At 44.1% G+C, this 13,823-nt stretch carries 8 protein-coding genes; 4 read left to right on the top strand and 4 right to left on the bottom strand.

What is annotated here, in order from left to right:
• Position 1 precedes the first annotated feature (1 nt).
• Positions 2 to 3,274: a protein O-mannosyl-transferase family gene (locus PLE34_RS09615; protein ID WP_324556259.1), complete on the bottom strand. Its 3,273-nt coding sequence runs from the start codon at positions 3,272 to 3,274 to the stop codon at positions 2 to 4.
• Between the two features lie 329 nt (positions 3,275 to 3,603).
• Between PLE34_RS09615 and PLE34_RS09610 the strand changes: the two genes are divergently transcribed.
• The 4 genes from PLE34_RS09610 (at position 3,604) to PLE34_RS09595 (ending at position 8,723) form a co-directional block, all read left to right on the top strand.
• Positions 3,604 to 3,954 (top strand): hypothetical protein, encoded by a 351-nt coding sequence (locus tag PLE34_RS09610; RefSeq protein ID WP_324556257.1) that lies wholly within the window; start codon positions 3,604 to 3,606, stop codon positions 3,952 to 3,954.
• Between the two features lie 161 nt (positions 3,955 to 4,115).
• Positions 4,116 to 6,560: a TonB-dependent receptor gene (locus PLE34_RS09605; RefSeq protein ID WP_324556255.1), complete on the top strand. Its 2,445-nt coding sequence runs from the start codon at positions 4,116 to 4,118 to the stop codon at positions 6,558 to 6,560.
• Between the two features lie 274 nt (positions 6,561 to 6,834).
• A complete protein-coding gene (locus tag PLE34_RS09600) occupies positions 6,835 to 7,806 on the top strand; it encodes a glycosyltransferase family protein (RefSeq protein ID WP_324556253.1) in 972 nt (323 codons plus the stop codon).
• Positions 7,807 to 7,907: 101 nt separating this feature from the next.
• Positions 7,908 to 8,723 carry an FkbM family methyltransferase gene (locus PLE34_RS09595; protein ID WP_324556251.1) on the top strand — a complete coding sequence of 272 codons (816 nt, stop codon included), beginning with the start codon at positions 7,908 to 7,910 and terminating at the stop codon, positions 8,721 to 8,723.
• 98 nt (positions 8,724 to 8,821) lie between these two features.
• Here the strand turns inward: PLE34_RS09595 and PLE34_RS09590 are convergent, their stop codons facing one another.
• From PLE34_RS09590 to nagA, 3 genes are all read right to left on the bottom strand, one after another.
• A complete protein-coding gene (locus tag PLE34_RS09590) occupies positions 8,822 to 9,853 on the bottom strand; it encodes a GntR family transcriptional regulator (RefSeq protein ID WP_324556249.1) in 1,032 nt (343 codons plus the stop codon).
• Positions 9,854 to 9,982: 129 nt separating this feature from the next.
• A complete protein-coding gene (locus tag PLE34_RS09585; protein ID WP_324556246.1) occupies positions 9,983 to 12,238 on the bottom strand; it encodes a DUF7133 domain-containing protein in 2,256 nt (751 codons plus the stop codon).
• A gap of 363 nt (positions 12,239 to 12,601) precedes the next feature.
• Entirely contained in the window at positions 12,602 to 13,786 is a 1,185-nt protein-coding gene (gene nagA, locus PLE34_RS09580; RefSeq protein ID WP_324556244.1) for an N-acetylglucosamine-6-phosphate deacetylase, read from the bottom strand.
• Between the last annotated feature and the right edge of the window lie 37 nt (positions 13,787 to 13,823).

Genomic DNA, 13,823 nt, shown 5'->3' with positions numbered 1-13,823 from the left:
TTTATTGTTTTATAGAATCCGGATTATCTCCGGGACTGTCTGTTTTTATTACAGCAGGCGTTTCGGGATTAATGGCAGGCACATTATATTTTCCTTCAATAAAGGAAAGATAATTCTGTACCCTGAAGGTTTGGTCAATCTCGCTGTATAAGGTGCGTTGCTTTGCGCTTAAGCCTTCCGGATCCTGCATATGCTGTGTCATTTCCTGTACCGACATGCTTCCCAAAGCGGCATAATACCTCAATTGCTGATCAATATCCTTTTTAATATCTTTCAATACCCTGTCGCCCAGCTCTTTATAATCTGCTTCGTAAGCGGCTTCCATTACCGATATGGCTACAATATTCTGCTGGTTGCCACGGCTTACCATAGCATATGGCATATTGGCCACATTAATCCCTTTATCGCTCTTTTCTAATAATTTCCTCGCTTCTTCCTTTCTGCCATCTTTAGCCATGCTTTCAGCCGCATTGGCATAAGCCTGCCGTATGGTTAACAAATGACGCCGGTTCTCTTCATCAAAATATACGCCCGGGATGTTTGCATTACCAAAGGCAAACTTTTTCATCATATTTTCATAGGCCGCTTCCGTGTTTACATTAGTCGCATTATCCTGCTTAAGCTGTACGGGCACTAAGCGGTAGCTCAATCCATCCGCCCTCAGGTACCTGGAAAAACCCAGCTCGCTGAAAGGTGCAGTGAAATAGATAGGCCGTTTCCAGTTGTTGGCTGCAAGTACATTCAGTACGGCCAGATCATTTTTCATCAGCGCGTTTTTACCCTCCGGCAAGTCAAACCTTAATTCATCTACCAGGGTATCGTCTGCATTTACTGTTCCGTTTTCACGTACCAGCGCACTGTCTACCGGCAAACTGAATTTTCTTACAGGAAAAGTATTGAATACATTATCGGCGCCATAGGTTATGGTATAGGCGGGATCATCGCTGCCAATGATCCTGGTTAATACATCACCAAGGTATACATACTGGTTCTGGGGGATATTGGGCTTGGCCTCAAAGTATACCACGTTGCGTTTATCGCCTTCCGTTTTTTCGGGCCCCCACAATAAAGCTATAGGATCGCTGTCATTTACCTTATACCGCATCTGGTTAATATACCAGTCTATGCCCAACAGGCTGTAATTCACCACCCGTATGTCGCGGCGGATGCCTTCCACTTCCTGCGCATACCATAAAGGATAGGTATCATTATCGCCGAATGTAAAGAGTATGGCGTTAGGCGCGCAGCTTTCGAGGTAGTCTTTCGCCAGGTCGCGGGCCAGCTCCTTTTTGCTCCTGTCGTGATCGTCCCACTCCTGGAAACCCATGATAACAGGAACGGCCAGGGTACAGATCACTGCCGCGGCATAACCAGCCAGCTTAGCATTCATTACTTTTTGAAACCATTGCTTTACCATCATTACGCCAATGCCAATCCATATAGCAAATGCATAATAAGAACCGGCAAACGCGTAATCGCGTTCACGCGGTTGCGGACCGGCCGCATTCAGGTAAAACACAATGGCAAAACCGGTAAAGAAGAACAATAAAAAGCTTACTAAAAAGTCTTCGCGGTGATGACGGTAATGGAAGAACAGTCCGATAAGACCCAGTATAAAAGGCAAAGCAAATAATTTATTGTTGGCCTTATTATCCTTAATGCTGTCGGGCAGCTTAGACTGGTCGCCCAAAAACAGGTTATCAATAAATGAAATGCCGGTAATGGTATTACCATCCCGCACATTGCCGGTTCCCTGCAGGTCGTTTTGCTTACCAATGAAATTCCATCCAAAATACCGCAGGTACATCCATCCTATCTGGTAACCGAAAGCCCAGCGGATATTATCAACATAGGTGGGTTTTTCATCTTTTCCCAATCCCAGCCAGCTCCGGTAATAATTGGCGTGCCCCTGGTCGTTGCTGGCATCCCATATACGGGGCAGGAACATCATATCTTCGGCCTCATACTCGTATTCAAAGTTTTTACCGATATTGATGTACTTCTTATCTCCCTTCTGCCAGCGGTAGCCTTTTTCTTTAACCATTGGGGTACCATCTGGATTCCTTTTTACATCGGCGGCAAAGGTTTGTCCGTATATTAACGGAAAATCGCCATACTGCTCACGGCCAACATAACCTACCAAACTCATGGGATTATCTACATTATACATATCTACCGAAGGGTTGGCTGCAGAGCGGATCATGGTAGTAAGATAGGTAGAGTAGCCAATAAGTATAAATGCAAAGCACCACAGACCCAGCTTAAGGAAGTTCAGTATTTTAGCCCTGCTGTGGTAAGCGGCATATACCACTATGGTGGTACCGGCTACAAAGAGCAGGAAAGACAGGAAAGAGGTAATGTAAGGAAACGAGAACAGGAAAATAAAAACAGAAAGCCAGACAGCAAAACCTGTGAAATTATTGATCAGCTTATCGGCCCGGCGGATACCTATTACTATTACAATGGCAAGCAGGGCAAAATAAGTGGCGAAACCCGTAAAAAAGGGCAAGCCGAGTCCGTTTACAAACCAGCGGTCGAATATGCCCGAGCCGGTTATGGTATATTGTATTACAAATTTTTGTACAAACCCTGTAATGATACAGCCTACTATAAAAGCCCAGAAGATACCCCAGGGCGTGGTTTTATACCGGCGGAAATAATATATCATTACAATGGCAGGAATGGTAAGCAGGTTAAGCAGGTGAATGCCTATAGATAACCCGATAACAAAAAACAGCAATACAATCCATCGGTCTGCCCCGGGCTCATCGGCATTATGCTCCCATTTTAACATCATCCAGAATACCAGCGCAGTAAGGAATGAGGAAAAAGCGTATACTTCCCCTTCAACGGCGCTGTACCACATAGAATCGCTGAAAGTAAAGGCCAGGGCGCCCACTACACCGGCAGCCATAATGGTAAACAACTTTTCAGCGTTTAAGGTGGCATGCGCTTTCTGGTATATTTTACGGGTAAAATGCGTTATCGTCCAAAAAAGAAACAGTATGGTAAAGCCACTGGCCAAAGCGCTCATGATGTTCACGGCCTTGGCGGCGGTTAACGGGTTATCGCCGAATAGCACAATAAAAATGCGCCCGATGATCACAAATAACGGCGCTCCGGGGGGGTGGGGGATCTGCAGCTTAAAACAACTGCTCACAAATTCGCCGCAATCCCAAAGGCTTCCTCCTGCCTCTGCTGTTAAAATATATACGGCACAGGCAATAATGCAAACAATCCATCCGGTAATGTTATTAACCTTGTTGAAATTCATATTAGTACTGTCTTTTATAAGATTGGCAAACCTACACGAATTTTAATAAGCTACAAAAACCACTGCAATGAATTTGGTTATCCTTATCACATTTTTAAACCGTGGTTAAGGATTTCACGCAGAGTGCACACAGGAACAAAGAACGCAAGTGCGTTTTGAGGTTTGAATTTAAGAAACTATAAATCACAAACTACAAACTTCCCCTCGTCTCCGTAATTCTATCTTTCACGGCTCTCCGGCTTCGGATTTAATTTTGCCAACATTCATTTGCTAACAATTTGCATCATTGTTTCATTTTTTATATCTTCGTGTGCTCATACAAATACCTGTTGCTCAAATTAGTCCGGTCATATCGCTTCTGTGCTGCGCTGCTGTTGCTGATCAGCTTTTCAGCAACGCAATTTCCCTTTGAGCTTTTTCATAACCACGGCAATACCGTTGTTTGCAGCGCGTATAGCCAGGGAACAGATATATGCCAGCATAAATCGCACCTGGCTACAAAAAAGGATCATTGCTTGGCATGCAGCATTCATGTAGAAAAAGTATTCCTGTTCAACAGCCCGCTTCCGGAATACAGTTCCGGCAGCAGTTTCCTGTTCCGGCACATTGCTTTTGCCGGTATACATTCCAACACGCCGGAACATACTGCGCTCCGGGGACCCCCACATTGTATGGCGTAAACACCCTCAGCCGGACGTCATCTTCTTTACGCATAACAACAGCATAGCGGAACCAACTATCATTCGCACAAAAACATAATTAGCTATTACACTTTGATAAGCTGTGTACTGCTGTTTTACGGCGTTAACTGAAACATTCTTCATTATTTAAGCGTATCATTTTGAAACATCATTATATCAGGCTATTCCTTATATCATTTGCTGTATTTTTTTTAAGCATTGGTTTTACAAGAGCACAACACCTGTTGCCTGAACCCATAAAAAATGCCCGTAGCGGCATAGCCAGGGTTTCTGTTTCAGGCCGGGTAAGCGATGCACAAACAGGCGAGCCCCTGGCAGGCGCTTCCGTATATATTGCCGATGCTAAAACAGGCGCTGTTACCAATGCAAACGGAGCATACATGATCAGGAATATTGCAGCAGGCAGCTATCTTATTGAAATTTCTTTTGTTGGGTACAGCAGCATTACGGAACAGGTGAAGCTTACAGGAGACCTGCAAAAGGATTTTGCGCTGCTGCCTTCTGTTCTGGAAAATGAAGGTATAACGGTAACCGGCGTTTCCACTGCCACAAAAATTAAAAGAACGCCCACACCGGTTACCATCATGAGCAAAAAAGAACTTACCCAGGTGGCGGCAACGAACCTCATAGATGCATTGAGCAAAAGCCCCGGCGTAGCCCAAGTTTCAACGGGACCTTCCATTTCAAAACCTATTATCCGGGGGCTGGGCTACAACCGGGTGGTAGTGCTCAATGATGGCATACGCCAGGAAGGACAGCAGTGGGGCGATGAGCACGGTATTGAAATAGATGAATACAGCGTGCAGAAGGTGGAGATATTGAAAGGGCCCGCTTCCCTTATTTACGGAAGTGATGCCATGGCCGGTGTGATCAATATTTTAACCAACGTACCTGCCGCGGAAGGAACTATAAAAGGAAACATCGTTGGCAATTATCAAACCAATAATAAGCTCCGCGGCTTTGGCGCTAACCTGGCAGGCAATAAAAACGGGCTGAACTGGAATGTATACGGATCTTTTAAAGGAGCGCAGGACTATAAAAATAAATACGATGGTTATGTATTCAATTCAAAATTTAATGAAAAGAATATTGGGGGGTATATTGGTTACAACGGAAGCTGGGGCTACAGCCATATTATTGTGAGCAGCTTTAACCAGGAGCCCGGACTTATAGAAGGCGACCGCGATGCGCTTACGGGAAAATTCATACGGGAAATAAACAATAATGGCATAGCGGAAACAAGAATAACGGAACGCAGTGATTTCTCGGGGATTCACCCCGGTATTCCCCGGCAGCATATTCAACACTTTAAAGTTGCCGCCGATAACAGGTTTAACGTGGGCAACGGAAAACTCTCCGTTAATCTTGGCTTCCAAAACAACAAAAGAAAAGAGTTCGCGGATGTGCTGGAGCCGGATACGCCCGAATTGTATTTTGATCTTAACACATTTACCTATAATGTGCAATACCACTTCCCGGATAACAACAAATGGAAAACCGCTGTGGGCATTACCGGTATGCAGCAAAGCAATACCAATAAGGCGGAGGAAGTGCTGATCCCCGAATATCATTTATTTGATGCAGGCGCTTTTGTATACACGCAGCGCAATTACGATCGCTTTACCCTTAGCGGGGGCATACGGTTTGATAACAGGAGCATAGATTCAAAAAAATTAACGGAAAACAATGAAACAAAGTTTGAACCCTTTACCAGGTCGTTCAGCAATGTATCGGGCAGTGCCGGCATTAGTTATGAAGCCGGTAAAGCCACAACGCTAAAACTTAACATAGCAAGAGGATTCCGTGCGCCGGGCATTGCCGAGCTAGCCTCTAACGGCACGCATGAAGGCACTAACCGGTACGAATACGGCGATCAAAGCCTGAGATCGGAAAGCAGCCTGCAGACCGATATAGGGGCGGAGATCAATACCGAACACCTGTCTTTAAGCGCAACCGGTTTTGTAAACGCCATTGATCATTTTATTTTTTACAGAAAGCTTTCTAATGTTAATGGCGGCGATTCGCTGGTGCACGTAGATGGCGATGATATTACCGCTTTTACCTTCAGCCAGGCCAAAGCCCTTTTGTATGGCGCGGAATTATATATGGATATTCATCCCCATCCGTTAGACTGGCTGCATTTCGAAAATACATTCTCGTATGTAAGCGGTGAATTTAACCAGCCGGTGGAAGGCGTAAAGCATATCCCCTTTATACCCGCCGCCCGGCTCATTACGCAACTGAAAGGAGAATTTCTACAGAAAGGAAAAAAGATCAGCAACCTTTCCATCACTGCTGAGTTGGATAATACGTTCAGGCAGAACAAGGCGTTCACCGCCTATAATACAGAAACGCCTACAAAAGGTTACAGCTTACTGAATGCCTTTATAGGAGCGGATATCATGCATCATAAAATAACGCTGTTCTCGGTGTATGTTTCGGGCAGCAACCTTGCCAACGCCGCTTATCAAAGTCATTTAAGCCGGTTGAAATACACCGATGTAAATGATGTTACCGGGCGGCAGGGTGTATATAACATGGGGAGGAACTTTAGTGTAAAGATCAATGTGCCGTTGTCGTTTTAAGCAGTACCATATCATTCTTATTATCCGAAATTCAGCATCAGCCTATAAAGCAAAGTGACTCTCTAAAAAGTAATATTTTGTCACAAAGTCTCTAAGGCACGAAGAAAACAAAACCTGAAGGTCAGGACTTTGTGTCTTAGGGTCTTAGTGGCATTTCTTCTATACGGTACTTTGAGGCAGCCTCTTTTTTCTAAAAAAAAGCAGATTTGTTGTTGATTTGTTAAAACAATTCTGCATATTGTATTGCAATTAAAAGCATAGCCTTGTAATCAATATGACAATCAGCGGTTTTACTATAGTCCGGAATGCTACAAAACTTTATTACCCCATTAAAGAATCCATCCAATCCATTCTTCCGATGGTAGACGAGTTTATTGTAGCATTGGGAAACTGTGACGAGGATGACAATACCCTGGAAGAGATACAAAGCATAGGATCTGATAAAATAAGGATCATCCACACGGTATGGGATCTGGAAAAATATCCCGGCGGTACGGCATATGCCCATCAAACAGATATAGCAAAAAAGGAATGCAAAGGCGACTGGCTTTTTTACCTGCAAAGTGATGAAGTGATCCATGAAAAATACCTGCCGGTCATTAAAAAAAAATGTGAAATCTTTTTAAAAGATAAAGAGGTAGAAGGCCTGCTTTTTGACTATAAGCATTTCTGGGGCGATTATAGTCACTATATCGAATCTCACGGATGGTACGCAAAGGAAATAAGAATCATCCGCAACCTGCCTCACATACACTCATGGGGTGATGCACAGTCGTTCAGGAACATCCCGGATTTTGATGGAATAGATTATTACCAGAAAAGGGGAGCATATAAGCTGAAAGTAGCCAGTGCAGATGCCTGCGTATACCATTATGGCTGGGTTCGCCCGCCCCGGTATATGCAAAACAAGCGGAAAGTATATGTGAGCAATTATAAAGGAGCCGCTGTTGCAGAGAAGGATTTCAGGCAAAGTGAAGCAGAGTTTAATTTTGGTGATCTCAGCAAACTAAGCAGTTTCAGTGAAACACATCCGCGGGTAATGGAAAATACGATCAGCCGGTTTAACTGGCAGGATAAGCTTTACCCCAATAAGCCACCTGATCCCAAAATAAAACACAAACACGAGAAGTGGAAAAATCGCTTGCTGTCTTATATCGAAAAGAAATTATTGAGCGGCAACCAAATCTTCACTTTTAAAAATTATATTCTTATCAGGCGTCAACTTGATAATAAATTATTTTTTTAGATCAGTACACTAATGCGTACAGCCCCCGCAAGATTAATGCTCAGTCAAAGTCAGGAACAAAATATACTTTTTAAATAAACAAACTTCTTATGTTCAACTTTTTGAAAAAATCTTTCAACAAGAAAAAAGCCCGCAGGGTAACTCAGGAATATGCCTATAAAATTGACAGCTTCCTATTACCAGCAGAAGGAGAAATACAATTTGCTAATTGGCTGAATCCGCTTGTAAAATCTAAGACCATTACACAATCTGAAATTAATTTCTATAAAAAATTCATTAGAAAAGGAGACCTGGTAATTGACATAGGAGCAAATATTGGTGATACAACAGTTCCTATGGCATTGGCTGCAGGGAAAGAAGGGTTAACGCTTGGATTTGACCCCAATCCCTATGTGTATAAAATTTTAGAGGCAAACTCCAAACTTAATTCCAGCAAGACAAACATTATACCTCTCCCTTATGCCATCACAGAAAACGAAAGTGAGTTTTTTTACAACTCATCAGAAGCATCCTTTGCTAATGGAGGTATCCAGGAGATAGACAAGGGATATCATGGAAAATATTCACTGCAACAAAAAATAAAAGGCATAAGGCTGTCCGATTATTTACGTGAAAATTATTCCAAAGAGTTGAATAAACTCTCGTTTATAAAAGTAGATGCTGAAGGATTGGATAGTACGATTCTTAAATCTGTAAGAGACCTGATCGAAACATACAAGCCGCTGGTTATTGCGGAATGCTTTACAAAATCTACAAAGGAAGAACGATATGACCTTTACAATACTGTAGCTTTACCCGGCTATAAGATTTATAAATTTGATGACTTTGATGAAAACGCATCTGTAACGCTCATTTCGAACAAAGAGGAAATGACGAATTGGAAAACTTTTAACCTCTATGCTGAGTACAGTGCATAGTTAACGGGTGAACAAAACTATTCTCCGCTTATATACCTTCTATTGCATCGCAAGGGAGAAGATGATTGATGTTTGATGCGCTAAGTGTATCTGATGCTTTACAAAGACGCTCTCAGCGTAAGTTTAAAGGGCACTTCAATATGATCTTTGGCGCCGGATAATATCAGCTCGGCAGCTTTTACGCCCATTTGACGAAAGTCTGTTGATATGGTGGTGATCCCGTTTAAGATTATTTTTTTCATAACAGTTTCATTATAGGAAATAACGCCAATATGCTTGCCGATTTTATACTTCATGGATATGAGCCTTTCGATGAGTATTACCAGATCGGCTTCCATAACGTTAATGTATACCTCGCCGCTATTGATAGGCTCTTTTGCAATATCGTGCACCACTTTATGCGTAAAGGCATATTCCTGGCAAAAACGGTTGAACCCTTTTAATATGCCTTTGGGATAATAGCTTTTTTCGGGGAAGATGATTTTTATAGTATGGTATTTGGCCAACTGCTTCAGCGCCTGCTCCAGCGCATTGTAAATATCGTTCTCAAAATTTTCATACACAGCGCCATATTCGCCGTTTACACCGGGAACCTTTTTATCGAGTAATATCAGCTTATGCCTTGGAATGGTATTGATAATTTCATGCGCGTTTTCTCCGCCTTCTATAAAATGGGGGATGATCACAAAATGCGAATAGTCTTCTCTGGCATTGCCCAATAGCTTCTTAAACAGGGCAAAATCATTATTATAAATGTAAAAATCAATGGCCACATGCTCTCCCAGGGTTTCCACAAAGCCATCGTATATGATTTTTTTATGGGCGCTCAGCTTATTAAACAACAACATTACATGCTGGGTTTGTTTAATATCGTCGTTAATAATATAATATCCTTTACCCGGAACTGAGCCGAGGACGCCCATTTTTTTCAGGTGCTTATATCCTTTTTCAGCAGTATCTCTTGATATTTCCAGCTCAAAGCTGAGCTCATTGATAGAAGGAACAAGATCATCTTTTTTTAGCTTCCCCGCCTCTATGGCATTCAGTATGGAATGCGTAAGCTGGAGGTATTTGGGTGTAGCAGAAAATTCATCTACCTGCACATGCTCAAAAAAATTGCTGAATTTCATCCCTGTATTTTATGTTTCAGCAAATATAAAGTATGCGCCTGTTATATGGGTTAACAGTATCGGGTCACGCAGGCAGGTTTTCGCAGAGACCGCTAAGGAATCATCATCTGTTTACAACGCTCCTCTTTTTTATTTCCCTTCTTTTTCCAGTTCTTCGAGCGTCCAGGGGTCCCATCTTCTTCCTACCACATCACGTACTTTTTTAATATCTGCCGGCTGTATGGTTGAGGCTGAATTGCCGAGATTCGTGCGTATATAGCTCAGTACTGCGGCCAGCCATTCATCATTGCTGTTTAGCATAGGTGGCATTATACTGGGATACTCTTTTCCATCTATCGGGCCGGTTAAACCGCTCAAAACAATGCGGATCAATTTCCCGGGATCACCGTTCACCCGCTTTGAACCGGCTAAAGGTGGCGCCACCATTCCGGAACCGCCAAACTGCAACCCTTTGCCGTCGGCGCCATGACAGGAAGAGCAAAGGGATTTAAAATTTTCTGCACCCTTCAATACCAATGCCCTGTCGGCTTCCTTAAGATGATCTGTTTGTACCTCCACAGGAAGCGTTGTAGTAAGATGCCCCATGGTCATTTGAGCGGCCTGGTATACCATGCCTTTGCGGCTACTGTCTGCTTTAATCATCACTTCAAGCATCGGCTTTGCTTTTTCGGGTGTGCTATACCGTAATGATTGTGCCAGTTGGGTACGCACATCTGTATCCGGATCGCTGACCAGTTTAGTTAACTGCAGAAACACGTCCTGACCTTTGGCTTTAATATACGCTTCACTGATCCATACAGCCATACGCCTTAACTCCGGCGATTGATCCTTCATTACCTGCCATAAAAAAGGCCTGTCTACAGCCTGCAATCCATCCAGTGTCCATAATGCGTGTATCCGGCCCAATAGGGAAGGCTTATCCTTCCAGAATATCAGGTCGTCCCAAAAGGAAGGCTCATCCAGCACAATTTGCTTTAACGCGGGAACAACAGATTGTTCATTACGAACGATCAGTAGTTTTTGCGCATTATCGCGCCACCAGCCATTAGGATGTGAGAGATATTGCACTAATTGTGCTGCTGATGCATTCAGCATATTTGGCTTTTGTGTATCAGGCGGGATAGCTTCGTGAACTACCCTGTATATTCTTCCCCTGCCAATATTTTTGTCGAGCCCAAAACGCTGTATCTGCGGGCGAAGATAGGATTTGGGGCCCGTCCAGTTTCCTTCCTGTATGATGCCCCGGTACATGTCTACAATGTACAAACAGCCATCCGGCCCGGTAGCCATGTTAACCGGGCGGAAATTCATATCGGAAGAAGCCAGGAACTCGGCTTTATCGTAAGCGTTCCTCACTACTCTCATCCCTTCCCTGTTCAGCACGTTGGCGCGCCGGATCAGTCTTCCCACAGGTTCACAAATAAAAAGATCGCCCTTCATCCCTGCAGGAAGCCTGTCGCCGCGGAAAACGGTTTGTCCGCAGCTTGCCGTAAAATGATTTAAGGTACTGTCTTCACGCAACCGTTTTTTGCCACCTTCCACATCCGGTGTGGCTATTATAGGCCAGGGGGCATGAAAATCATCTTCATACTGATCGTTCTCAAAATCCAGCTCGCCATAGGCCGGCATTTGCTGGAAGCCCAGTGCCGCCACTTCACCGCCGGCAGAAGAAAGGAATAATCTTCCGTAATCATCATTCCCCAGTCCCCATTGCCCGCTGGGTACATCCTCAAGGCTGTCAATCTTTAACTGATCGCCGGTCCATTTATACCTGATTTGGCTTGTGGTATATATCCAGTTATCGAGGTTCCATACCAGCCCGCTTTTCTGATGCTCGAGGTTGCGGGTGTCGGGCGTATCATCGTGGTATACCTGTACTTTCTGGTCGGCTATGCCATCGTTATCCGAATCTCTGTAAGTGTATAAATTGCAGGAGTACGTTTCCTGAACAATCAGCCGGTCGTCTAAAGCCAGCATCATGCGGGGTAAAACCAGGCTGTCAATGAACACGGTCCGCTTATCCATTTTACCGTCACCATTGGTATCTTCCAGCCGTACAATCCTGCTAACAGGAGCATTTTCATCCGTAGCTTCAATATCCTGCATATAGGTAAGCATTTCGGCCACATACATTCTCCCATTGCCGTCCCATACTATGGCAACAGGCTCTTGTACCATGGGCTCGCCGGCTACCAACTCAAGCCTGTAGCCTTCCGGAAGATGCATGGTTTTCATGCTCTCTTCCGGAGAAAGTGCTACAGGGGAAGGATTTTGGATAACGGGCGGTCGTATTGCAGGTTTTTCAGGAATATCATTATCCGCATTTTTGCAATTAAAAGCGGCAGCGATCAATAAAAAGACCAGGGGGGAAAATATTTTTCTCATTACAGGGTTGGGTGAAATTAAAAATGGCGAATGTGAAACGCAGCATGCAACAGAACAAACTTCATTCGGCACCAAAATGGAAAGTTAAAAAATATTATGCATATCATCATCCTGCAGCGTCATGTAATTATAAAATTAAATTTCGAAGGATGAAAACCCGAAATTCGAAAGAGCATACGGACAGAAGCAAAAGAACCAAATCACAAATAGCAAAAAACAAATAAATTTCAAATCCAAAGAGAAAAGCGGCAAAAGAAAGTACGAACCCGCAAGAGGTTTTCTTCTCACTTTTCACTTCTCCCCCTCTCTGCCCTATATAAAATTAAAAATCAATCTCCCCAATGCCCGGCGCTTTGCCTTTTACTATGTCTGCCGGCAGATGACCCTTCCTTTTATCATGGTCATTGTAACATGGATGCTTTCATCAAACAATACAATATCGGCATCCTTACCTGCTTCTATGGATCCTTTTTTATCGCTTACTCCCGCTATCCGGGCGGGCGTGGCAGTGATCATTTGTATGGCTTTTTCCAACGGCAGCTCCGCCATACTGATCATGGTTCTTACCAGCCGGTCGGCCGTTGCTACGCTGCCTGCAAAGGAATTCCGGTCGGGCAGCTTGGCCACGCCGTCTTCCACAATTACTTTCAGCCCGTCGTTAATATTGCCCAGCACACTCTCACCCTCAGGCATACCCGCAGCCCGCATGGCGTCTGTAATTAATGCCGTTCGTTCAGCGCCTTTAATTTTATATACCAGCTTCAGCAGGGGCGCCGGCAAATGAACGCCATCGGCAATGATCTCCACATCCATATCATCCGTTAGGAAAGCCGCTTCTATTACACCGGCATAACGGTAGGCATTGCGCCTGGTAACACCCGACATGGCAGAATACAAATGCGTTGCCAGTGTATATCCCGTTCTGAACGCTTCGTATGCTTCTTCATATATGGCGTCGGTATGCGCTATTGCCGGCAGCACACCCCTTGATTGTATATATTTTCCAAATTCAATAGCCCCTTCCAGTTCGGGGGCGGCGCTCCAGCGTTTGATGGACGCGGAGTGCGATAATATTCTTTTATACTCTTCCGGATCAGGATTGCGTATATAGCGCGGGTCCTGCGCGCCCCGCTGGTTCATGGCAAAATAAGGGCCCTCAAGATGCAGCCCCAGGAACTGTGCGCCATTTACATTTTTGTCTTTCGCCGCTTCGTACGTATCTATTGTTTTCAGGATCCCCTCCGTGTGGCTGGTAAGACTGGTTGGCCACATAGCCGTTGTGCCATAGCGGGCATGTGTTTCGGCAATGGCCAAAAAAGCTTCCACACTATTGTCCATAAAATCGTGACCACCTCCGCCATGCACATGGATATCAATAAAACCAGGCGAAACATATAATCCTTTGGCATCTATTTCAACCGCATCACCTGCTTCCATATTATTTTCACTAACAGCGGTGATCGTATCTCCCGTAATCAATACCGAACCCTTTTCCATAATACCCGAAGGCGTTATGATCTTACCGTTGTATATTTTCAATCGCTGCATGATTCCGGTTTTAATCAGTTAATATGCATGAGCCGGT

It is taken from the genome of Agriterribacter sp., assembly GCF_035445465.1.
Classification (GTDB): Bacteria; Bacteroidota; Bacteroidia; order Chitinophagales; family Chitinophagaceae; genus Agriterribacter.
Note: the sequence above shows the minus strand (reverse complement) of the source record. Positions and strands in the feature narration are given on the sequence as shown.

Excerpts from the sequence above, each read along its gene's own strand:
- PLE34_RS09615 (WP_324556259.1), bottom strand. The coding sequence starts at position 3,274 with ATGAATTTCAACAAGGTTAATAACATTACCGGATGGATTGTTTGCATT.
- PLE34_RS09600 (WP_324556253.1), top strand. The coding sequence starts at position 6,835 with ATGACAATCAGCGGTTTTACTATAGTCCGGAATGCTACAAAACTTTAT.
- nagA (WP_324556244.1), bottom strand. The coding sequence starts at position 13,786 with ATGCAGCGATTGAAAATATACAACGGTAAGATCATAACGCCTTCGGGT.
- PLE34_RS09585 (WP_324556246.1), bottom strand. The coding sequence starts at position 12,238 with ATGAGAAAAATATTTTCCCCCCTGGTCTTTTTATTGATCGCTGCCGCT.
- PLE34_RS09590 (WP_324556249.1), bottom strand. The coding sequence starts at position 9,853 with ATGAAATTCAGCAATTTTTTTGAGCATGTGCAGGTAGATGAATTTTCT.